This window comes from Citrobacter amalonaticus, from assembly GCF_018323885.1.
In the GTDB taxonomy this organism is placed as follows: domain Bacteria; phylum Pseudomonadota; class Gammaproteobacteria; order Enterobacterales; family Enterobacteriaceae; genus Citrobacter_A; species Citrobacter_A amalonaticus.
This window is the reverse complement of record NZ_AP024585.1, coordinates 4,078,373-4,100,096: the sequence shown is the minus strand read 5'-3', so window position 1 is coordinate 4,100,096 and position 21,724 is coordinate 4,078,373. Positions and strand designations below refer to the sequence as shown.

Annotated in this window: 17 protein-coding genes; 9 read left to right on the top strand and 8 right to left on the bottom strand. The window is 52.0% G+C overall.

Annotated elements, in window-relative coordinates; translation table 11 throughout:
* Positions 1-66: 66 nt before the first annotated feature.
* Positions 67-807 (top strand): 3'(2'),5'-bisphosphate nucleotidase CysQ, encoded by a 741-nt coding sequence (cysQ, locus tag KI228_RS19385; RefSeq protein ID WP_042999202.1) that lies wholly within the window; start codon positions 67-69, stop codon positions 805-807.
* Here cysQ and KI228_RS19380 read toward each other — a convergent pair.
* On the bottom strand, positions 797-1,354 hold the full coding sequence (locus KI228_RS19380) for a YtfJ family protein (protein ID WP_042999203.1): 558 nt from the start codon (positions 1,352-1,354) through the stop codon (positions 797-799). The genes cysQ and KI228_RS19380 overlap by 11 nt on opposite strands.
* Before the next feature lie 323 nt (positions 1,355-1,677).
* Between KI228_RS19380 and KI228_RS19375 the strand changes: the two genes are divergently transcribed.
* Positions 1,678-1,884 (top strand): DUF1107 domain-containing protein, encoded by a 207-nt coding sequence (locus KI228_RS19375; RefSeq protein WP_004857160.1) that lies wholly within the window; start codon positions 1,678-1,680, stop codon positions 1,882-1,884.
* Positions 1,885-1,965: 81 nt separating this feature from the next.
* Here the strand turns inward: KI228_RS19375 and paeA are convergent, their stop codons facing one another.
* The 6 genes from paeA to msrA all read right to left on the bottom strand — a co-directional run bounded on the left by paeA (position 1,966) and on the right by msrA (position 10,004).
* Positions 1,966-3,303 (bottom strand): polyamine export protein PaeA, encoded by a 1,338-nt coding sequence (gene paeA / locus KI228_RS19370; protein ID WP_042999204.1) that lies wholly within the window; start codon positions 3,301-3,303, stop codon positions 1,966-1,968.
* Positions 3,304-3,487: 184 nt separating this feature from the next.
* Positions 3,488-4,480: a fimbrial protein gene (locus KI228_RS19365; RefSeq protein ID WP_081097220.1), complete on the bottom strand. Its 993-nt coding sequence runs from the start codon at positions 4,478-4,480 to the stop codon at positions 3,488-3,490.
* A 418-nt stretch (positions 4,481-4,898) separates the two neighbouring features.
* Positions 4,899-7,421: a fimbria/pilus outer membrane usher protein gene (locus KI228_RS19360; protein WP_061069562.1), complete on the bottom strand. Its 2,523-nt coding sequence runs from the start codon at positions 7,419-7,421 to the stop codon at positions 4,899-4,901.
* A gap of 11 nt (positions 7,422-7,432) precedes the next feature.
* Positions 7,433-8,152 carry a fimbrial biogenesis chaperone gene (locus tag KI228_RS19355; protein WP_051642297.1) on the bottom strand — a complete coding sequence of 240 codons (720 nt, stop codon included), beginning with the start codon at positions 8,150-8,152 and terminating at the stop codon, positions 7,433-7,435.
* 64 nt (positions 8,153-8,216) lie between these two features.
* Positions 8,217-8,777: a fimbrial protein gene (locus KI228_RS19350; protein ID WP_042999205.1), complete on the bottom strand. Its 561-nt coding sequence runs from the start codon at positions 8,775-8,777 to the stop codon at positions 8,217-8,219.
* Positions 8,778-9,362: 585 nt separating this feature from the next.
* On the bottom strand, positions 9,363-10,004 hold the full coding sequence (gene msrA / locus KI228_RS19345) for a peptide-methionine (S)-S-oxide reductase MsrA (protein WP_141227657.1): 642 nt from the start codon (positions 10,002-10,004) through the stop codon (positions 9,363-9,365).
* A 214-nt stretch (positions 10,005-10,218) separates the two neighbouring features.
* On the opposite strand from msrA, the gene tamA reads away from it, so the two are divergent.
* The 3 genes from tamA to KI228_RS19330 are packed head-to-tail and all read left to right on the top strand — an operon-like array spanning position 10,219 to position 16,075.
* Positions 10,219-11,952, top strand: a complete 1,734-nt coding sequence (tamA, locus tag KI228_RS19340) for an autotransporter assembly complex protein TamA (protein WP_061069563.1) — start codon at positions 10,219-10,221, stop codon at positions 11,950-11,952.
* Positions 11,949-15,728, top strand: coding sequence for an autotransporter assembly complex protein TamB (tamB, locus tag KI228_RS19335; protein ID WP_061069564.1), 3,780 nt, complete (start codon positions 11,949-11,951; stop codon positions 15,726-15,728). The genes tamA and tamB overlap by 4 nt, the downstream gene beginning before the upstream one ends.
* Before the next feature lie 2 nt (positions 15,729-15,730).
* The gene (locus KI228_RS19330) at positions 15,731-16,075 is read left to right on the top strand and encodes a gamma-glutamylcyclotransferase family protein (RefSeq protein WP_042999209.1); all 345 of its coding nucleotides are present in this window, start codon (positions 15,731-15,733) and stop codon (positions 16,073-16,075) included.
* A gap of 165 nt (positions 16,076-16,240) precedes the next feature.
* Here the strand turns inward: KI228_RS19330 and ppa are convergent, their stop codons facing one another.
* The gene (gene ppa / locus KI228_RS19325; RefSeq protein ID WP_042999210.1) at positions 16,241-16,771 is read right to left on the bottom strand and encodes an inorganic diphosphatase; all 531 of its coding nucleotides are present in this window, start codon (positions 16,769-16,771) and stop codon (positions 16,241-16,243) included.
* A gap of 307 nt (positions 16,772-17,078) precedes the next feature.
* Between ppa and ytfQ the strand changes: the two genes are divergently transcribed.
* From ytfQ to yjfF, 4 genes are all read left to right on the top strand, one after another.
* Entirely contained in the window at positions 17,079-18,035 is a 957-nt protein-coding gene (gene ytfQ / locus KI228_RS19320) for a galactofuranose ABC transporter substrate-binding protein YtfQ (protein ID WP_042999211.1), read from the top strand.
* Positions 18,036-18,180: 145 nt separating this feature from the next.
* Positions 18,181-19,683, top strand: coding sequence for a galactofuranose ABC transporter, ATP-binding protein YtfR (ytfR, locus tag KI228_RS19315; protein WP_042999212.1), 1,503 nt, complete (start codon positions 18,181-18,183; stop codon positions 19,681-19,683).
* A gap of 13 nt (positions 19,684-19,696) precedes the next feature.
* On the top strand, positions 19,697-20,719 hold the full coding sequence (ytfT, locus tag KI228_RS19310; protein ID WP_042999213.1) for a galactofuranose ABC transporter, ATP-binding protein YtfT: 1,023 nt from the start codon (positions 19,697-19,699) through the stop codon (positions 20,717-20,719).
* Positions 20,706-21,707 carry a galactofuranose ABC transporter, permease protein YjfF gene (yjfF, locus tag KI228_RS19305; protein ID WP_042999214.1) on the top strand — a complete coding sequence of 334 codons (1,002 nt, stop codon included), beginning with the start codon at positions 20,706-20,708 and terminating at the stop codon, positions 21,705-21,707. The genes ytfT and yjfF overlap by 14 nt, the downstream gene beginning before the upstream one ends.
* The last annotated feature ends 17 nt before the right edge of the window (positions 21,708-21,724 follow it).

Genomic DNA, 21,724 nt, shown 5'->3' with positions numbered 1-21,724 from the left:
GATTCGCTTTTGATCGGGTATAAGTAAAACAATGAGTTAAGAGCACTGCCACAAATGAGGTGGAGAATGTTAGAACACGTATGCCAGCTTGCACGGAACGCGGGCGATGCCATTATGCAGGTTTATGATGGAGTCAAACCGATGGAGATTACCAGCAAGCCGGACGACTCCCCGGTGACAGCGGCCGATATCGCGGCGCACGCGGTGATTCTTGAAGGGTTGACGCAATTGACGCCAGATATTCCAGTGCTCTCCGAAGAGGACCCGCCAGCCTGGGACGTGCGTCGGCACTGGCAGCGCTACTGGTTAGTCGATCCGCTGGATGGCACCAAAGAGTTCATCAAACGCAACGGCGAGTTTACCGTAAATATTGCGCTTATCGAGAAGGGCAAACCGGTACTGGGCGTGGTCTACGCGCCGGTGATGAAAGTGATGTACAGCGCGGCGGACGGCAAAGCCTGGAAAGAAGAGTGCAATGTGCGCAAGCAAATTCAGGTCCGTGACGCGCGTCCGCCGCTGGTGGTGATTAGCCGCTCCCACGCAGACAACGAACTGAAAGAATATTTACAACAGCTGGGCGAGCACCAGACGACGTCGATTGGTTCGTCGCTGAAGTTCTGCCTGGTCGCGGAGGGACAGGCGCAACTGTACCCGCGCTTTGGACCGACCAACGTCTGGGACACCGCTGCGGGCCATGCTGTCGCGGCGGCAGCCGGGGCGCACGTTCACGACTGGCAGGGTAAACCGCTGGACTACACCCCGCGTGAGTCGTTCCTCAACCCCGGCTTTCGGGTCTCTATTTATTGAGTAACTTATGCAGCAGGGTAATCACCTGCTGCACCTCTTCCTGGGTTAGCGCGCCGTCTTTTGCCCACTGTACGCGACCGTCTTTATCAAGCACCGCGATAGCAGAGCTCTCTTCATCCAGTTGCCAGGCTTTACGGGCCACGCCGTTGCTGTCGACAATAAACTGCGACCACGGGTAGAGCTTCTTATTGCTCTCGAGGCTGCTGCGCACAAACATACCGGAGCCAGGAATCGCGTCGTCAGTGTTGACGATCGTCGTGGTCTGGTAAACGTCATGGGGCAGTTTTGCTGCTTTGATCGCTTCAATCAGCGTTGCATTTTTTTCTTTCGCAGAGGTGCGTCCGGCGATGTGCTGAAGGATTCGCACCTTCCCGGGCAACTGTGCGCTGTTCCAGCTTTTATAGCTGAACTTATCATTTTCAAGAATCAATTCGCCGCGATCCGCAATCCCTACCGGCGGGACGCGCTGGCCCGTTTCGAAGCTATGCGCGGAGGCCATCATTGGCGCTAACAGGCACGCCAGCGCGAGAATCTTACGTAAGGTCATGGTGTTTCCTTCTTATTGTTTGCAGGTGATCCGACCACTTAGGTCTGATTTTTAATCATATGTGCGAATGATGCTTTTTCCCGCAAGAGTGATGCCAGTTTGCGGACGGGCGCACAAATCCTGCGAAAAACGAAGGCTTATACTGAGGACCGCACCCTGATTCAGAGATGATTCTGATTAACTGTAATGAAAAGGTAAATAAACTTATACGCGCTGGAAACATCGTACAGATAGTCTATAGTCAAATGGCATTAAATTTTGCGCCTTAGAACGGTTGGACCGATTGTGGGACCACAAGGGCGTGACTTAAGCAGGAGATAACAATGAAAATTTTCCAACGGTACAACCCACTGCAAGTGGCGAAGTACGTGAAGATCCTGTTCCGTGGACGGTTATATATCAAGGACGTTGGCGCTTTTGAGTTTGATAAGGGCAAGATTCTTATCCCAAAAGTGAAGGATAAACAGCATCTGTCTGTGATGTCCGAAGTTAACCGTCAGGTTCTGCGTCTGCAAACTGAGATGGCTTAACCAAAGTGCTATGCAGTAGTTTAAAAAACGGCTCCCATTGGGAGCCGTTGATGTTTCTGGAGTAGGCAGAATAAGCGAATACTACGCTTTAACGTCTCCCTGAACGTCCGGCAGTTTCGGCACCAGTACGCTTGGTTTACTGTCCAGGCGGGTCACCAGCAACTGATCGATACGGTAGTTATCGATATCCACCACTTCGAATTTGTAGCCCGAGAACTTCACGGAATCGGTCCGTTTCGGGATTTTACGCAGCATGAACATCATAAAGCCGCCAATCGTTTCGTAGTTACCTGATTGCGGGAACTCGTCGATATCCAGCACGCGCATCACGTCATCGATCGGCGTACCGCCGTCAATCAGCCAGGAGTTCTCGTCGCGCGCCACAATCTGCTCTTCCAGACCCTGACCGACCAGATCGCCCATTAGCGTGGTCATCACATCATTCAACGTGATGATCCCCACGACCAGCGCGTATTCGTTCATGATCACCGCAAAGTCTTCACCGGCGGTTTTGAAGCTTTCCAGCGCTTCAGAAAGAGTTAGCGTATCCGGAACAATCAGGGTGTTGCGGATCTGCACGCCGCTGTTCAGCGCCATACTCTGATTCGCCAGAACACGATTCAGTAAATCTTTCGAGTCAACGTAACCAATGATGTGGTCAATATCTTCGTTACAGACAAGGAACTTGGAGTGCGGATGTTCCGCCACTTTGTTTTTCAGGCTCTGCTCGTCTTCATGCAGATCGAACCAGATCACGTTTTCACGCGACGTCATCGATGACGGCACGGTGCGCGATTCCAGCTCGAACACGTTCTCAATCAGCTCATGTTCCTGTTTACGCAATACGCCTGCGAGCGCCCCAGCTTCCACCACCGCATAAATATCATCAGACGTGATGTCATCCTTGCGCACCATCGGCAATTTGAAGATGCGAAAGATCACGTTCGCCAACCCGTTGAAGAACCACACCAGCGGTGTGAAAACAAACAGACAGAAGCGCATCGGGTTGATGATACGCAAAGCCACAGCTTCTGGCGCAATCATACCGATGCGTTTCGGGGTTAAGTCCGCGAAGAGGATAAACATACCGGTGACCAGCGAGAAGGAGAGAATAAAGCTCAACTGCTCAGAGAGTTCCGGCGACATATAGCGAGAAAATAACGAGTTAAAAGCGGGGGAAAATGCGGCGTCACCGACGATACCGCCAAGAATGGCGACCGCGTTCAGACCGATTTGCACCACCGTGAAGAACATCCCCGGGTTTTCCTGCATTTTCAACACGCGTTGCGCATTGAGATTGCCTTCATCGGCCAGCAGTTTGAGCTTAATTTTACGTGAGGCGGCAAGTGAGATCTCGGATATCGAGAAGAACGCACTCACAGCGATCAGGCAAAGAATAATGAAAATACTGTTTAACATATCTTATCCGGCGTCACGCCAGATCCTCGGAAGGGAAGTTGATAAATCCATGTGGTAAAACTTAATGAAAACCGGCCCGTGGAGGTGAGCCGGTAAGTTCAGGGGCTAGTATAGCGTAAGGGCGGGGCAGGCCGCTAGCGGTGGGTAAACGTCGATCTCTTTCTGTTGGCAAGTGAGAAAACCATCAGCGATAAATCATATCAAATGTCGCCGTTGCGTTGACGTCTCCGGCCTTGATGGCATCGCTCAGACGAATCAGCCACGCCTGAAAAGGCAAGGTAATCGTCGTTGAATCTGCATTGCTCAGTAAATAAACCTCTTTTCCGAAGGTGACGGGCTGGTAGTTATACATCACTTGTACGCCAACACCGCGAGCGGAGGAACTCTGATTAGGATTATCCAACGCCAACGTCTTTTTTTGACCGTCGGTGGTGGTGCCGTCAAATTTTATGTTCACATTCGTGCCCTGTTCGCAATTAAGAACAATATCAAAGCTTACGGGAGAGGTGGTGTTGCCGGAACGAGGAAGTGATGTGATAGCAATCCCCTGTGATCCTGTTAATGGGACGGTAATATCTTTGGTTTCAATATCACAGCCAACAGATTGCACGAACACCGAGGTTGGATTAAAGGACATTAAATACTGACGGGCAGAGCCAAACACACGTTCAACGCTGTAATTAGTTAAATTCAGGACACCGGTAGTAATTCGTGACCCGGTAGCAATTAATTGAACTTTAAAGTAATTTTGTTGCTTGTAAGCGTAACTCGCCTTAGCTTGCTCAGTCCCATGCGGCCAGGCCATGGGGATTAAATTGGACATATCCTGACCGGCCAGGATTTTTATACCAATGCCAGGATTGTTCGTTTCATAAACATAGGAAGTAGAAATGTCACTTACCGGTGTCTTTGCTGATTGATAGCCTGATTCAACCACTTGATCAGTATAACAATAGATATCCGCCATAGTGGAGGCAGTGATAACGGGGCTTTCCCAAAGAATAGTATCTGCCGGGTTAGTATAATTTAACCTTAATGCAGGTATATTGATTTGCTGTAAAACGGTACTTGTACCGTTCCTCAGGGTACAATCTGCCCATGCAGAGCAGGATAAAGATATTGCACAGACACTAAAGAAAATACGCAGTATCCAGGTCAGTATAAAACGTGAGATCATAATTAATCCGTAAAGTAGTAACGCTAAATCATATCGAATGTCGCCGTTGCGTTGACATCTACGGTCTTAATAGCGCGGTTAAGCCTATTAAACAGGCCTGACAGGACAAGGTCACTTGTGTTGTTATGTGAGTTAATAAATCATATTGTCCAATGAAATAAACAGGTTGGATATTGGATGGGATTTGAATACCGTCCCCTTGAGCAGATGAGGGTATATCAACATTATCTAAATGAAGCATAGTGTTTTTTCCATTTATCGTCGTACTATTAAATTTTATGCTGGTACGGATCATTTTCAGACAGGTAACATTAATATCGGACGCGTACCGGTGTTGTGGTATCTCCATGAGGAGAAAGAGACGTTATCACGGCAGCACGGACTCATTCTTTATTTCGCATCTTGTCACCTGGCAATATTAATGGCATTCCAGCGAGAGGCGCATTACGGTCGCTTCGCTGTCAGCGCTTTCGGATAATGAGGGGACGTGCGTCTCACAAGTATGATCACTGCCATTTCCCCATAGGGCCACCAGTTTCATCCCTTTGGAGACACCGGTGATATAAACCTGACCGTGATCGTCGACGAGGCTGGTTGGGTTCTCTTCCTCTTGCGGGGTTGAGACCAGAGCGCCAAAGGGAACAGTACTATTACCGTGCAGCAATGTAAAAAGCACACGTGCTCCGCTGCGCACTTTATAATCCGCGAGAGCCACTGCACCACGAGTCGGTACGACAGTTTTTACCGGATCGCTAATATCACTATTTCTACTGCCACTGGTATTCAGCGATATAGTGTTTTGCCGATAGGGATTACTGTAAGGAACTACGGCATAACCACGTTTATCCGTATAAATACCTGATGCGCCGCTGACGTTAATATTTGCGGCACCGGGTGCGCGAACTAATGTCATGGTTTCCGGTAAGGTTTGCGCTAAGGTTACACCAAAAGGATGAGCGATTATGCCGCCCTGTGCACTGTAATTCACGCGCTGACTATTATTATCATAACTGTAACCACCGCTCAGTGTACCGGATGAGCCGCGATAAGCGGCATTCATGCTGCCGCTTGTTGCGTTGTTCTGCTCTGAGTATGACTGTTGTATATTGTAAGTTAAGTTATTGTCTTTCAGCGCAATGCCATTAATACCAAGCTGGTGTCCCGCATTGCCTTGCTGTGAAGAGTTAAGTGCATAAGTCGCCCAGGTTTGCGGCAACCATTTATCCAATGGAATACCAATGGTTAATAAATATTGCGTATCCGTTTGGCTGGTGGGCATCTGCGTTTGTGACGCGTTAAATGAGTACGAAACATTATTGAGCATCACGTTATAGCCTAACGTGAAATTACGCTCAGACTTATTCAGTTTCCAGTAATCCTGCTGATAAGCCGACAGATATAAGCTACCCCATTCTCCCAATGCTTGACTGATGTTGATTTGTGCACGGCTCCGGCGGTTATAGAGATCTCTGTAGGAGTACATATCATCGGCTATATCCGCTGAGTCTCGATGGTTAAGTGTTTCCGCAAAAGTGTAAAAATTTGCAGAAGAATAGCGATAACTGGCGATAGTCAGGTTAGTGTTAGTCGCATCTATGTTTTTCGCATACTGAAGACGGTATGACATACCGGTTTCATTTTGATCATCATTAAGCTGGCTTTTGGCCTGAGTGGCATCAAAAGAAATTGAGCCCACAGCGTGCAAATCCATACCAATACCCAGAGCAGCAGACTGATATATATCGGTACCAATCAGCCCACCATAGACAGTCATTCCCCATGGCATACCATAAATAAGCTGAGCCTGGCCGAAATCAGGCGCGTCGGAAACATCATTGCTCTGATATTTGCCGTAGGCCACGCTATAACTATAACTGCCACTACGCAGCATGACCGGTAAGGAGGAAGACGATTGGGTAAAAGTATGTTCGCTGCCGTCAACTTCGGTCACGATAACGTCGAAGTCACTCCCGGATGAAACCTGATTAATATCCCGAATTTCAAACGTGCCAGGAGCGACGTAGGTTTCGTAAATTTTATAGCCATTTTGTTTGATGGTGACTTTAGCATCACTGTGCGCGATACCACGAATCAGCGGCGCAAATCCTTGCTCGCTATAAGGATGCATAGTGGAATCAGAATAGACTCTGACGCCGCGAAACTGAATGCTATCAAAAATGTCCGAAGGTGTGCTGCTGTCCCCGGCTAAAAATTGGCTGCGCAACGTTTTAATATCATGCGTCAACGTTGTTGAAAGCTCGTCCCACTTTTCGCCGGAATAGTTCGATACATTGCGCAGCCGCCATCCGCCAAGATTAGCACCCGAGTTTAAACTTAAAAAATTACTGTTTGTATTTCCGTCGCTACTGTTTCGGGCGTACAACTGTGATCCACTATAATAGTAGCCTAACAGGAGGGCAGGTAAGCCATCATCCCATAATTCGGGTGAGACCGCGTCTTTCGCTTCCTGATTTAAGGCTATCTGTGGTACGCGGATATCCAGACGCTGCGTTTTCTCGCTATAGGTATAACTGGCACCGTCTATATATTGCCCAATATTCCCAATGGTGTCTTCGTCCTTCACTTTTTGAAAGCCTGAGAGCACATCAACGTTGACACCGTAACGACGTAAATCTGCTTTGGTGAGAGCAGGAACAAGTCGGTTTCTATCTGTAGAGAGTTTGTAGTTGATTTCTTTTTTCTCTACATAATTAGAATTAAAATAAATAGTTGATAAAAAACTGCCTTCCAGCATTTCGTTATCGGCAATATACTTTTGCAGGATATTGCTGTCGGCGAGTGGCGTATCATGGCTTAAGGCGTTCAGATTAAACTGGTCTTCCGCAACGGCATAAGTGCTCAAGAGCATTACCGCTAAGGCTAATGCAGAATAAGCAAACCTTTCCGAACGATTTTGACTGCTTATATCGCCTCTGGCCATTCTATTCAACCTTATTTTAATACAGATTCTTTACTCGGTGTGGCGCTGCCGTAATCGCTAATAGCGTTCCATTTGATCACTGAATTCGCTTTTAATGCTGCTGGCAGTGAAATATGCCCATACGGTGCCACCATCATTGTCATGGCTGTTAAGGTATCTTTTGGGGCAGTGACAGGTTTGCCATCAACAGTAATAGAGTTAAATGTCACATAAAAAGGGGTTGGGTTGGTTATATTCAGTGCATTACCCTGCCTTGAAAAATTAATTTTTTCGTAGGCGCTAAAAGCCTCGTTATCCTTAAGAGATGTCGGGCGATAAAAAAGTTTAATGCGCGTTCTGGATGCAATCTGCAATTTACTCTGATCGCGCATGTTTTCAGGCGTGCTGGCGATAAATTTAATATTAGCCCAGAATACGGACTCCCTGTCTTTAGGAAGTTCAGCTCCTTTTTTGGCATAAATAAAATGGAAAATAGTTTCCTGGCCTGCTCCAAGCTTCATAAGAGGGGGGGTAGCAATAAAAGGCGCATCACCTTGATCGTCTATATTACTTACCCATGCCTGAACCAGATGATTCGTTGATGTGTTTTTACTTTGAACAGTCAACTGAACCTCATCACTATTGGATGGGTACACAATACGGGTTGCGCCAACCTGCACACCTGAAATCGCTGGCGCGCACGTTAATATAGATGTTAACAAAAAGGAATTACGTATTAATTTTTTCATCATTCACAAATCATAAGGCAAGCCAGAAAGGCATATCATTCAATATGCCTTCTCTACGCTTTTATCATTAAGGATAGGAAATGGTATAGGTTGTATCTGCCGTGAAATCGCCACCTTTGATATCCGCTGGCGTGACAGTTGCAACAACTTTAGCCTTATAATTAAACGCCAGGTCACTGGCTTCACCGGCTGGCGTGGTTTGTGCAAAGGCCGCATCCGGCTTGTTGTCAAAAACAACTTTTGTACTGGCTGCACTGCCAGTTCCATACATGACAATACCGACACCCGTGGCATCCGAACCTGTCATTGCTTTCAGCTGATCGCTGGTCGTGGCAGTCGCACCAGAGAACGTCAGGTTGATGGTGGTATCGGCTGGACAGGATTTCAGATTAATCACTACGTCCTGGGTTTGCGGATTTTCAGAGCCGATAGCGGCAAAGGTAGTTGCGACCATAGGCGTGAAAGTCACGTTTACCGTCTTTGAATCTGTTGATACTTCACAGGGCGGATTAATAATTTTCCCCTGGAAATGTACAGTTCCCTGATCATCCGTCAACGCAGCATGCGCATTACCGATGGCAACTGATGATAATACCATTGCTGATATTAATTTTAATTTTCTATTCATAGCCTGGCTCCATAGAATAATATATAAGTGATATCGTGATCGTATGTTATTTCCATAAGGTGTATCTATGGGTGGCAATATGGAAAAATCCCATGCTCACTTGAAGTTTTGTAATTAAGTGTTTCTGTTTGAAAATTAAATTATGACATTCTATGTAAACCATTCAAGGAGATTATAATCTAATTTTGGATGAAATTATTATTGCTATATGGTTGGTTTACTTGATTATTACAATTTTGCAGCGAGGTGTTAAAATTTTATATTTGTTATCTACGATGTTGGATGAGCCCATCATACAGACGTTCAAGGGGTAATCGGGCCTGGTGCACGAGGCATGATGGCAACGAATGATTAATTGCAATAGCTAATAAATATATAGTTATTTTTTAGTTATTGCTTTGTAGGGGAAGTGAACAATCTGTTGGTTCAAATGGTATGTAGAGTATTGAAAATAGTTATTAACTATTAGTTTTGTCTATTTGTTTATCTGAAACGCGGCTGGCGATGGCTCATGGAGAGAATGCCATTAATTATCGCTTACGGGGCTGATGAAAAAGAAAGGGTCCCTCAGGACCCTGATAATCTCTATTTTGTTCCAGGCGGTAAACAGACGCCAATCCCGCCGATACCGCAGTAGCCGTACGGGTTTTTGTGCAGATACTGCTGATGGTCTTCCTCAGCGTAATAGAACGGTGTCGCGTTGCTGATTTCGGTGGTGATAGGACGGTCGTCGCCCGCTGCGCGCATGGCTGCCTGGAAACGCTCCAGGCTTGCGCGCGCGGCGCTGTCCTGTTCCGGCGTCAGCGGATAGATAGCCGAACGATACTGAGTGCCGTGGTCATTGCCCTGCTGCATGCCCTGTGCCGGATCGTGGTTTTCCCAGAACACCTGCAGCAATTGCTCATAACTGATGACCGCCGGATCGTACACCACGCGCACCGCTTCGGCGTGGCCCGTTTCACCGGAGCAGACTTCCCGGTAGGTGGGGTTGGGCGTATAGCCACCGGTGTATCCTGCCGCGGTGCTGTAAACGCCAGGCAGTTGCCAGAACAACCGCTCTACGCCCCAGAAACAGCCCATGGCGAAAATGGCGATTTCCATCCCTTCGGGGACATTTGTCATCGAGTGTTTGTTGACGGCATGCAGCGTCGCCACGGGCATCGGGGTATTGCGCCCAGGGAGGGCATCTGACGGTGAAATCAGATGCTTTTTATCAAATAAACTCATGGTGCCGTTCTCCCGAAAATCAGTAATTGGGGTTAAGGTTGTAACAAGACGCGTATTTGCACACAATAACCGTTACGAATACGTCTACAGTAAACATAAGAAATATTTGGGGTGTCGTCTGTTTTTCAACCCCAATTGTTGGGTTTTTGTTAAGCCGTGGAGCGGCGTTATGATTTTTTTCCAGGGGTGGAAATAAGGGATTTCAGGAGAAAAAGTGCCACATATCCGTCAGTTATGTTGGGTGAGCCTGCTGTGTTTGAGTAGTTCTGCTTTTGCCGCGAACGTCCGTCTACAGGTCGAAGGGCTATCAGGAGAACTGGAGAAAAACGTCCGGGCACAACTCTCAACTATCCAGAGTGATGAAGTCACGCCGGATCGGCGTTTTCGCGCGCGCGTGGATGACGCTATCCGCGAAGGGTTGAAGGCGCTCGGTTATTATGAACCGACCATCGATTTCGATCTGCGTCCGCCTCCGGCGAAAGGGCGTCAGGTGCTGGTAGCCAAAGTGACACCCGGTGAACCGGTGCGCATTGGCGGAACAGAAGTCATTTTACGCGGCGGCGCGCGTACCGACAGAGATTACCTGGATCTGCTGAAAACGCGTCCGGCAATCGGTACGGTGCTCGATCATGGGGATTATGACGCCTTTAAAAAATCCCTCACCAGCGTGGCGCTACGTAAAGGGTATTTCGACAGCGAATTTAATAAGAGCCAGTTGGGTATTGCGCTTGATCGCCATCAGGCGTTCTGGGATATCGATTACGACAGTGGTGAACGTTATCGCTTTGGTCACGTCTCCTTTGAAGGTTCGCAGATCCGCGAGGAGTATCTGCAAAATCTGGTGCCCTTTAAAGAAGGGGATGCATACGAGTCAAAAGATCTCGGCGAGCTGAACCGTCGACTCTCGGCGACTGGCTGGTTTAATTCCGTGGTTGTGGCGCCCGAATTCGACAAAGCGCGAAAAACCAAAGTACTGCCGCTGAAGGGTGTGGTTTCACCGCGAACGGAAAACACCATTGAGACCGGGGTGGGGTATTCCACCGACGTGGGGCCGCGCGTGAAGACCACGTGGAAAAAACCGTGGATGAACTCCTACGGTCACAGCCTGACGACCAGCGCCAGTATCTCATCGCCTGAACAGCAACTGGATTTCAGCTACAAAATGCCGCTGCTGAAGAACCCGCTGGAGCAGTACTATCTGGTACAAGGCGGCTTTAAGCGTACCGATCTCAACGATACCGAACAGGACTCCACCACGCTTGCGGTTTCCCGCTACTGGGACCTTTCCAGCGGCTGGCAGCGCGCCATTAACCTGCGCTGGAGTCTCGACCACTTTACGCAGGGGCAGGTGACGAACACTACCATGCTGCTCTATCCCGGCGTGATGATCAGCCGAACCCGTTCGCGCGGCGGACTGATGCCCACCTGGGGCGATTCCCAGCGTTACTCTATTGATTATTCCAACACCGCCTGGGGCTCTGATGTCGACTTCTCGGTCTTTCAGGCGCAAAACGTCTGGATCCGTTCCCTGTACGATCGTCATCGCTTCGTGATGCGCGGCAATCTTGGCTGGATCGAAACCGGTGATTTCGACAAAGTGCCGCCGGATCTGCGTTTCTTCGCCGGGGGCGACCGCAGTATTCGTGGCTACAAATATAAATCCATCTCACCAGAGTACAGCAATGGTGACCTGAAAGGGGCCTCGAAGCTGGTGACCGGATCGCTGGAATACCAGTACAACGTGACCGGTAAATGGTGGGGGGCGATGTTTGTCGATAGCGGTGAAGCGGTCAGTGATATCCGCAAAAGCGATTTCAAAACCGGCGCCGGGGTGGGGGTACGCTGGCAGTCTCCGGTCGGGCCGATCAAGCTCGATTTTGCCGTGCCGGTCGGCGACAAAGAGGAACACGGTTTACAGTTTTACATCGGTCTGGGGCCTGAATTATGAGTTTATGGAAGAAGATAAGCCTCGGCATCCTGATTTTTATCCTGCTGTTGCTGGGAGCGGTGGCGTTTCTGGTCGGAACAGCAACCGGCCTGCATTTGATCTTCAATGCGGCGAATCGCTGGGTACCGGGGCTGGAAATTGGTCAGGTCACCGGCGGCTGGCATGATTTGTCGCTGAAAAATATCCGCTTTGACCAGCCTGGTGTAGCGGTTAACGCCGGGGAAGTGCGTCTGGCGGTCGGGCTGAATTGCCTGTGGAACAGCAGCCTGTGCGTGAACGATCTGTCGCTCAAAGACATTAATGTGGCGATCGACAGTAAAAAAATGCCGCCTTCTGAGCAGGTAGAGGAAGAAGAGGATAGCGGGCCACTGAATCTCTCCACGCCGTATCCGATCACGCTTTCTCGCGTGGCGCTCAATAACGTCAATATTAAAATCGATGACACCATCGTGTCGGTGATGGATTTTACCTCCGGCTTGCACTGGCAAGAGAAGGATCTGACCCTGAAACCCACGTCGTTACAGGGATTGCTGATCGCGCTGCCGAAAGTGGCGGAGGTTGCTCAGGAAGAGGTGGTCGAGCCGAAGATCCAGAACCCGCAGCCGGATGAAAAACCGCTTGGTGAAACGCTGAAAGATCTGTTTTCGCAGCCGGTTCTGCCGGAGATGACGGACGTTCATCTGCCGCTCAATCTCAATATTGAAGCGTTTAAAGGCGAACAACTGCGTATCACCGGCGATACTGACCTGACGGTGTATAACCTGCTGCTGAAAGTAAGCAGCATCGACGGCAACATGAAGCTCGATGCGCTCGATATCGACTCCAGTCAGGGTACGGTGAATGCCAGCGGTACGGCCCAGTTGACCAATAACTGGCCGGTAGACATCACCCTGAACAGCACGCTGAACGTCGATCCGCTGAAAGGCGAGAAGGTGAAGCTGAAGGTGGGTGGGGCGCTGCGTGAACAACTGGAAGTGGGTGTGAACCTTTCCGGGCCGGTGGACATGGTTCTGCGTGCCCAGACGCGTCTGGCGGAAGCCGGGCTACCGCTGAATCTGGAGGTGGTCAGTAAGCAGATTTACTGGCCCTTTACCGGCGACAAACAGTTCCAGGCCGACGATATCAAGCTCAAGCTCACCGGCAAGATGACGGACTACACGCTGTCGATGCGTACGGCGGTGAAAGGGCAGGATATCCCGCCGGCGACCATTACCCTTGATGCGAAAGGCAACGAACAGCAAATTAATCTCGATAAACTCAGCGTGGCGGCGCTGGAAGGGAAAACCGAGCTGAAAGCGCTGGTGGACTGGCAACAGGCGATCAGCTGGCGAGGCGAGTTGACGCTGGACGGCATCAACACCGCGAAAGAGATCCCGGACTGGCCGTCGAAGCTCAATGGCCTGATCAAAACCCGGGGCAGCCTGTATGGCGGCACCTGGCAGATGGACGTGCCGGAGCTGAAACTGACCGGGAACGTTAAGCAGAACAAGGTTAACGTCAACGGATCGCTGAAAGGCAACAGCTATTTGCAGTGGACCATTCCGGGCCTGCATTTGGAACTGGGACCAAACAGCGCCGATGTGAAAGGCGAGCTGGGCGTAAAAGATCTCAATCTGGATGCGACCATCGACGCGCCGGGACTGGATAACGCGCTGCCGGGACTCGGCGGGACGGCAAAAGGGTTGGTCAAGGTGCGTGGTACCGTCGACGCTCCGCAACTGCTGGCGGATATCACCGCCCGCGGGCTGCGCTGGCAGGAACTGTCCGTGGCGCAGGTGCGCGTGGAAGGCGATATCAAATCGACGGATCAGATTGCCGGTAACCTCAGTGTACGGGTTGAACGTATTTCGCAGCCCGACGTGAACATCAACCTTGTGACCCTGAACGCCAAAGGCAGCGAGAAGCAGCACGAGTTGCAATTACGTGTTCAGGGCGAGCCGGTCTCCGGCCAGCTCGATCTGGCGGGGAGTTTTGATCGTAAAGAAGAGCGCTGGAAAGGCTCGCTGAGCAATACCCGCTTCCAGACGCCGGTCGGGCCATTGACCCTGACTCGCGCCATCGCGCTGGACTATCGTAACAAAGAGCAGAAAATCAGTATCGGGCCGCACTGCTGGGCAAATCCGAATGCTGAACTGTGCGTGCCGCAAACCATCGATGCGGGTGCCGAAGGGCGGGCGGTAGTGAATCTTAACCGCTTTGATCTGGCGATGCTGAAACCGTTTATGCCGGAGGCGACGCAGGCCAGTGGCGTATTTACTGGCAAAGCGGACGTTTCGTGGGACACCACCAAAGAAGGGCTGCCTCAGGGTAATGTTACGCTCTCCGGGCGTAACGTGAAGGTGACGCAGACGGTGAACGATGCGCCGCTGCCGCTGGCGTTCGATACCCTGAACGTGACAGCCGATCTGCGCAACAATCGTGCAGAACTGGGCTGGCTGATCCGCCTGACCAATAATGGTCAGCTTGACGGACAGGTACAGGTGACCGATCCGCAAGGGCGTCGTAACCTGGGCGGCAACGTCAACATTCGCAACGTGAATCTGGCGATGGTCAACCCGATCTTCGCGCGCGGCGAAAAGGCGGCGGGGATGCTGAGCGCCAATCTGCGTCTGGGCGGCGATGTACAGAGCCCGCAAATGTTTGGGCAACTGCAACTAAGCGGGCTGGATATCGACGGCAACTTTATGCCGTTTGATATGCAGCCGAGCCAACTGGCGATGAATTTCAACGGTACCCGCTCGACGCTTGCCGGGGTGATACGAACCCAGCAGGGGCAGATCAACTTAAGCGGCGACGCGGACTGGAGTCAGATCGACAACTGGCGTGCGCGTGTGGCGGCGAAAGGCAGCAGGGTACGTATCACCGTACCGCCGATGGTGCGACTGGATGTTTCTCCGGATGTCGTGTTTGAAGCGACGCCGAGTCTGTTCACTCTCGATGGCAGGGTGGACGTGCCGTGGGCGCGTATTGTGGTTCATGACTTGCCAGAGAGCGCGGTGGGCGTCTCCAGCGATGAAGTGATGCTCAATAACGACCTGCAACCTGAGAAGCCGCAGAGCGCCGGGATCCCGATCAACAGCAATCTGATTGTGCATGTGGGTAACAACGTGCGGATGAATGCGTTTGGTCTGAAAGCTCGTCTGACAGGCGATCTGAACGTGGTGCAGGATAAGCAAGGGCTGGGGCTGAACGGGCAGATCAACATTCCGGAAGGCCGTTTCCACGCCTACGGTCAGGATCTGATTGTGCGGAAAGGCGAACTGTTGTTCTCTGGACCGCCGGACCAACCGTTGCTGAATATCGAAGCTATTCGTAACCCGGAAGCCACCGAAGATGACGTGATCGCGGGTGTTCGCGTCACCGGAACGGCAGATGAACCGAAGGCTGAGATCTTCTCTGACCCGGCAATGTCGCAGCAGGAAGCGCTCTCTTATCTGTTGCGCGGCCAGGGTCTGAGCAGCGATCAGAGCGACAGTGCGGCGATGACCTCCATGCTTATTGGCCTGGGGGTTGCACAAAGTGGTCAGGTTGTGGGTAAAATCGGGGAGACATTTGGCGTAAGCAATCTGGCACTGGATACTCAGGGGGTGGGCGACTCCTCCCAGGTGGTCGTCAGCGGATACGTACTGCCAGGTCTGCAGGTGAAATATGGTGTGGGTATATTTGACTCACTGGCGACACTCACGTTACGTTATCGCCTGATGCCTAAGCTATATCTGGAAGCCGTGTCTGGCGTAGATCAGGCACTGGATTTGCTCTATCAGTTTGAGTTTTAGCAATGCGAATATTTGTCTACGGCAGTTTACGAACCAAACAAGGCAACAGCCACTGGATGACCAACGCCCAGTTGCTGGGCGATTACAGTATCGATAACTACCAGTTGTATAGCCTGGGCCACTATCCAGGCGCAGTTCCGGGGAACGGAACGGTACACGGTGAGGTTTATCGTATTGATAACGCCACTCTGGCCGAACTGGATGCGCTGCGCACCCGCGGCGGTGAATACGCGCGCCAGTTGATCCAGACGCCGTATGGCAGTGCATGGATGTACGTGTACCAGCGCCCGGTGGAGGGATTAACACTGATCGAAAGCGGTAACTGGTTAGACAGAGACCAGTACTGAGTAGCGCGCAGGGTAGGCCTGATAAGCGTAGCGTCATCAGGCATTTCCTTGTTTGCCAGCACTTTTACCACGCCACCTTCGGGTGGCGTAGTTTTTTGTGTCGGTGACTCGCGTTTACGGACACAAAAAAGCCCCGACATGCGGGGCTTCGCTCGACAGGACGAATTACTTCTTCGCCGCACGCTCGAAGGAGGCAACGATTTCAGCTTTCGCCGCTTCAGCGTTGTCCCAACCGTCGACTTTCACCCATTTGCCTTTTTCGAGATCTTTATAGTGCTCGAAGAAGTGCGTGATCTGCGCTTTCAGCAGTTCCGGCAGGTCGTTCACATCGTTGATGTGATCGTACTCTTTGCTCAGCTTGGTGTGCGGTACAGCAACCAGTTTCGCATCTTCACCGGATTCGTCGGTCATTTTCAGTACGCCAACCGGACGGCAACGGATAACGGAGCCTGGCTGCAGCGGATACGGGGTCGGGACCAGTACGTCAACCGGGTCACCGTCCAGGGACAGGGTGTGGTTGATGTAACCGTAGTTGCACGGATAGAACATCGCGGTGGACATGAAGCGGTCAACGAACAGTGCGCCGCTCTCTTTGTCGACTTCGTATTTGATCGGATCGGCGTTAGCCGGGATCTCGATAACAACGTAGATATCTTCCGGCAGGTCTTTGCCCGCAGGGACGTTGAGTAAGCTCATGTCTGTTTCCTTTAACTGTGTCGTAAACAAGTGGCGAGTATTATAGCTATCTCGCGCTGAATGTCTCCGCCTGATTTCGTTTTCACTCGTCTCCCGCTGGTCTTTTCAGACCACTCGCATGACAGAAAAATCCATATCTTCAGCCGCTTTTTTCATAGGTAAATGAAAGCGATTACAAACTTGTGATTAACGTTCTATTTACTTTTTTGAAGTGTGATGTAACGCAATCCGTTACATGTTCGATTGTCTATAGTTTTTTCGCGACTGTTTCTTAACCAACAATAACCTACCCTACGAGGACACAGTTATGTGGAAGCGCTTACTTATCGTCACAGCAGTTTCGGCAGCCATGTCGTCTATGGCCATGGCCGCCCCATTAACCGTAGGATTTTCGCAGGTCGGCTCTGAGTCCGGCTGGCGCGCCGCAGAGACCAACGTGGCGAAAAGCGAGGCCGAGAAGCGCGGCATCACGCTGAAAATCGCTGACGGTCAGCAAAAGCAGGAAAACCAGATTAAAGCCGTGCGTTCCTTTGTCGCTCAGGGCGTCGATGCCATCTTTATTGCGCCGGTAGTGGCAACAGGGTGGGAGCCGGTGTTGAAGGAAGCGAAAGATGCTGAGATCCCGGTCTTCTTGCTCGATCGTTCCATCGATGTCAAAGACAAATCTCTCTATATGACCACCGTCACTGCTAACAACGTGCTGGAAGGTCAACTGATCGGCGACTGGCTGATCAAAGAGGTGAACGGCAAGCCGTGTAATGTGGTTGAGCTGCAGGGTACCGTCGGGGCCAGCGTGGCGATTGACCGTAAGAAAGGGTTTGCTGAAGCCATCGCCAAAGCACCAAACATCAAAATTATTCGCTCTCAGTCCGGCGACTTTACCCGTAGTAAAGGTAAAGAGGTGATGGAGAGCTTTATCAAAGCCGAGAACAACGGCAAGAACATCTGCATGGTTTATGCCCATAACGATGACATGGTGATCGGGGCTATCCAGGCGATCAAAGAAGCGGGGCTGAAACCGGGCAAAGATATTCTGACCGGTTCTATTGACGGCGTACCGGACATCTACAAAGCGATGATCGACGGTGAAGCGAATGCCAGCGTTGAACTGACGCCGAACATGGCAGGCCCGGCCTTCGACGCGCTCGAGAAGTTCAAGAAAGATGGCACGATGCCTGAGAAGGTCACGATCACCAAGTCGACGCTGTATCTGCCGGATACCGCGAAAGAAGAGTTAGAGAAGAAGAAAAACATGGGCTACTAAGTTCAGACCCTTTCTGGGGGCATACCTAACACCGTAGGCCTGATAAGCGAAGCGCCATCAGGAAAAGGTTCTGCCGGATGGCAACGTAACCGCATTATCCGGCCTACGGGCCTCCAGAGCCACACTCTTGTCGCGGAGGGCTATTATGATCGCGGAACAACACCAGGAGATCCTCCGTACAGAGGGATTAAGTAAATTCTTTCCTGGCGTCAAAGCGCTGGATAACGTCGATTTCAGTCTGCGTCGCGGCGAAATTATGGCGCTGCTCGGCGAGAACGGGGCCGGAAAATCCACGCTCATCAAAGCGCTGACCGGCGTCTATCATGCCGATCGCGGTAGTATCTGGCTGGAAGGCAGTGCCATCTCCCCCAGAAATACCGCACATGCCCAACAGCTGGGCATTGGCACGGTGTATCAGGAAGTGAACCTGCTGCCGAATATGTCGGTGGCGGATAACCTGTTTATTGGTCGTGAACCGCGTCGATTTGGCCTGCTACGGCGCAAAGAGATGGAAAAGCGCGCTACGGCGCTAATGGCGTCTTACGGTTTTTCCCTCGACGTGCGCGAACCGCTGAACCGCTATTCGGTGGCGATGCAACAGATCGTCGCGATCTGCCGGGCGATCGATCTTTCCGCCAAAGTTCTGATCCTTGATGAACCTACCGCCAGTCTCGATACGCAAGAGGTTGAGATGCTGTTCGGCTTAATGCGGCATCTGCGCGATCGCGGCGTGAGTCTGATCTTCGTCACCCATTTTCTTGATCAGGTTTATCAGGTCAGCGATCGGATCACCGTCCTGCGTAACGGCAGTTTTGTCGGCTGCCGGGAAACCCGCGAGCTGCCGCAGATTGAACTGGTCAAAATGATGCTGGGACGCGAGCTGGACACTCATGCGTTACAGCGTGCGGGGCGTACCTTGTTGAGTGATAAACCGGTGGCCGCGTTCAAAGGTTTCGGTAAGAAAGGGACGATCTCCCCGTTCGATCTCGAAGTACGACCTGGTGAGATCGTCGGTCTGGCGGGACTGCTTGGATCCGGGCGCACCGAAACGGCCGAGGTGATTTTCGGTATCAAACCGGCGGACAGCGGCAGCGCGCTGATCAGAGGAAAACCGCAGACGCTGCGATCCCCTCATCAGGCATCATGCCTGGGGATCGGTTTTTGTCCGGAGGATCGCAAAACGGACGGTATTATTGCCGCCGCCTCGGTGCGCGAAAACATCATCCTGGCATTGCAGGCCCAGCGCGGCTGGTTGCGGCCGATTGCGCGCAAAGAACAAAACGACATTGCCGAGCGGTTTATCCGTCAGCTTGGCATTCGCACCCCCAGCGCAGAACAGCCGATCGAGTTTCTCTCCGGCGGCAACCAGCAAAAAGTGCTGCTATCGCGCTGGCTGCTGACTAAACCACAGTTTCTGATCCTCGATGAACCGACGCGAGGGATCGACGTAGGCGCGCATGCCGAGATCATCCGCCTGATCGAAACGCTGTGCGCCGATGGTCTGGCGCTGCTGGTGATCTCCTCGGAGCTGGAGGAACTGGTAGGCTATGCGGATCGGGTGATCATCATGCGTGACCGCAAACAGGTGGCGGAGATCCCGCTGGCTGAACTGTCCGTTCCGGCGATCATGAACGCCATCGCGGCGTAAGGAGACTCTTGTGATGCCCCAATCTCTCCCGCAAACCACGCCGCCAAAGCGACGCTTTCGCTGGCCGACCGGTATGCCGCAGCTGATTGCGCTGCTGCTGGTGCTGTTGGTGGACAGCCTCGTCGCCCCCCACTTTTACCAGATTATCTTGCAGGACGGTCGTCTGTTCGGCAGCCCGATCGATATCCTGAATCGCGCCGCTCCCGTCGCGCTGTTGGCGATAGGGATGACGCTGGTTATTGCCACCGGCGGCATTGACCTTTCCGTTGGCGCGGTGATGGCGATTGCCGGCGCCACGACCGCGGCGATGACCGTCGCCGGTCACAGCCTGCCAGTGGTCCTGCTTGCCGCATTGGGGACCGGCGTGCTGGCTGGCCTGTGGAACGGCGTCCTGGTGGCGATCCTCAAAATTCAGCCGTTTGTCGCCACGCTAATCCTGATGGTGGCGGGTCGCGGCGTGGCGCAACTGATCACCTCTGGACAGATTGTCACCTTCAATTCGCCCACGCTCTCCTGGTTCGGCAGCGGCTCGCTGCTGCTGTTTCCCACGCCGGTGATTATCGCGCTGATCACGCTGCTGTTGTTCTGGCTGTTGACCCGGCGAACGGCGCTCGGGATGTTTATTGAAGCGGTGGGGATTAACATCCGGGCAGCGAAAAATGCCGGCGTCAACACACGAGTCATCGTTATGCTCACCTATGTGTTGAGTGGGCTGTGCGCGGCAATCGCCGGGATTATCGTCACGGCGGATATTCGCGGTGCGGATGCCAACAACGCCGGATTGTGGCTGGAGCTGGACGCCATTCTGGCGGTGGTGATCGGCGGCGGTTCCCTGATGGGCGGGCGCTTTAATCTGCTGTTATCGGTGGTGGGTGCGCTGATCATTCAGGGGATGAACACCGGGATCCTGCTGTCCGGGTTTCCGCCGGAGATGAACCAGGTGGTCAAAGCTATTGTGGTGCTGTGCGTACTGATTGTGCAGTCACAGCGCTTTATCAGTTTGCTAAAAGGAGTGCGTGGTCGTGATAAAACGTAATTTACCGTTAATGATCACCCTCGGGGTTTTCGTGCTGGGCTATCTCTATTGTCTGACGCAGTTTCCAGGCTTTGCCTCCACGCGCGTGATCTGCAACATTCTGACCGATAATGCCTTCCTGGGGATCATCGCCGTGGGGATGACCTTTGTGATCCTCTCCGGTGGGATCGATCTCTCCGTGGGATCGGTGATCGCCTTCACCGGCGTATTCCTGGCGAAGGCCATCGGCTACTGGGGGATCTCGCCGTTACTGGCGTTTCCGCTGGTGTTGGCGATGGGCTGCGCGTTTGGCGCGTTCATGGGGTTGCTGATTGATGCGCTGAAGATCCCGGCGTTTATCATCACGCTTGCCGGTATGTTTTTCCTGCGCGGGGTCAGTTACCTGGTATCGGAAGAGTCGATCCCGATTAACCATCCCATCTATGACACGCTTTCCAGCCTGGCGTGGAAAATCCCCGGCGGTGGGCGTCTGAGCGCGATGGGCCTGCTGATGCTGGCGGTGGTGGTCATTGGGATTTTCCTCGCGCATCGCACCCGGTTTGGCAATCAGGTGTATGCCATTGGCGGGAATGCGACATCGGCGAACCTGATGGGGATTTCCACCCGTAGCACCACGATCCGCATTTATATGCTGTCAACCGGGCTGGCGACGCTGGCCGGGATTGTCTTTTCTGTTTACACCCAGGCTGGCTACGCGCTGGCGGGAGTGGGCGTAGAGCTGGATGCGATCGCTTCGGTGGTGATCGGTGGTACGTTGCTGAGCGGTGGGGTCGGTACGGTTCTTGGAACGCTGTTTGGCGTGGCGATTCAGGGGCTGATCCAGACCTACATTAACTTCGACGGCACGCTCAGTTCATGGTGGACGAAAATTGCCATTGGCGTTTTGTTATTTATTTTCATTGCGTTGCAGCGCGGTCTGACGGTGCTTTGGGAAAATCGACAGAGCTCGCCGGTAACACGAGTCGGCCCGGCCGCGACGCCGAAGTGAGACACAGATTTTACTTA